The sequence below is a fragment of the Lacrimispora brassicae genome (assembly GCF_054772055.1).
Window position 1 is genome coordinate 1 of the sequence record NZ_BRYH01000010.1, and the last position, 599, is coordinate 599.

At 33.6% G+C, this 599-nt stretch carries 1 protein-coding gene; it reads left to right on the top strand.

Annotated features, from left to right (window positions below; all coding sequences use genetic code 11):
• Positions 1 to 599, top strand: a 599-nt coding sequence (locus ACYVD3_RS07835) for a restriction endonuclease subunit S (RefSeq protein WP_460641961.1), incomplete at both ends; no start/stop codon positions are given.

A 599-nucleotide genomic window follows, 5' to 3' on the forward strand; every position in this document is an offset into this window, starting at 1 on the left:
ACGTTTTCAGATTATTATAAAATATGCTCGGGTTATGCTTTTAAATATCAAGACTACGTTGATAATGGCGTAGCTATTATTAACGGAGAGTCGATTCAACATGGAAAAATAGACAGCATTAAATTTAACTATCTGCCAGAATCTTTTAGAAATGAATATTCTGATTTCTTACTATATGAAGGCGATATAGTTATTGGATTAAATAGGCCAATAACTGGTGGCAACTTAAAAATATCAAAGATTCCTAGAAATTTGGATAAATCTCTATTGTATCAGCGCGCCGGAAAAATAAAGTTTATTACAAAAATTGATGTCAATTTTTCTTATGTGTTACTGGAAAAAGAGATAGTAAAATATACTTTAAAAGAAGCTGTCGGATCAGACCAACCATTCATTAGCACCTCCAAATTAGATAAGTGGAAGATGATGCTTCCTCAATCAGAAGAGGAAAAATTACAAATTGGTTTACTATTCAATAATCTTGACAACACTATCACCCTACATAAGCGTAAGCTGGAGGGGTTAAAGGAATTAAAGCTCGGCTACTTGCAGCAGATGTTTCCAAAAGTAGGAGAGAGCGTGCCACGAGTTAGATTTTC